General features: G+C 66.3%; 1 protein-coding gene. It reads right to left on the reverse strand.

The window, feature by feature from the left end; translation table 11 throughout:
- Positions 1 to 525 (reverse strand): S8 family serine peptidase (locus tag F1735_RS34165; RefSeq protein ID WP_167241492.1); only part of this gene is annotated, 525 nt, incomplete at both ends.

A 525-nucleotide genomic window follows, 5' to 3' on the forward strand; every position in this document is an offset into this window, starting at 1 on the left:
AGGTGCCGGAACTGACCACATAGGTGGAAGCGTAGCTGTTCATCCAGGTCGACCTGACCGACTTGCCAGGGGCCCAGGCATCGACGCAATTGCCGAAATTCGAACCCATCTCGACCTGCCCCTTGGGATCGAGCGGCAGGAAGGCGCCGCTGCCATTCAAGGGCTGGGCCGGCTGGCCATTGCTATCGATCGCGCCGACCACCAGCGCGCCGTCGGACGGCAGACGGTCGTTGAAGCTGTAAGCGCAGGCGTCGCGGTAGTTGTTGCCGGCCGACTGCACGAACACCGCGCCGCGATAGCCGGTGGCGCTGTTTGGTGCGATCAGGGAGCGCACGCTGGCCAGGAACGCGGCGGCAATAGGCGCGCGCGCGGGCGGAAGATTAACCAGCTGCGAGTTACTCGACAGATTGACCACGCCCATGCGGCCCTCGGCCTGGATGCGGCGCTTGGCTTCGTCCAGGGCGGCGATCACATTGGCCAGGCTGCCGCTGCCCACCGCGCATGTCGGGTCACCGTAAGCGAGCG

This window comes from Massilia genomosp. 1 (assembly GCF_011682185.1).
GTDB lineage: Bacteria > Pseudomonadota > Gammaproteobacteria > Burkholderiales > Burkholderiaceae_D > Telluria_A > Telluria_A rubra.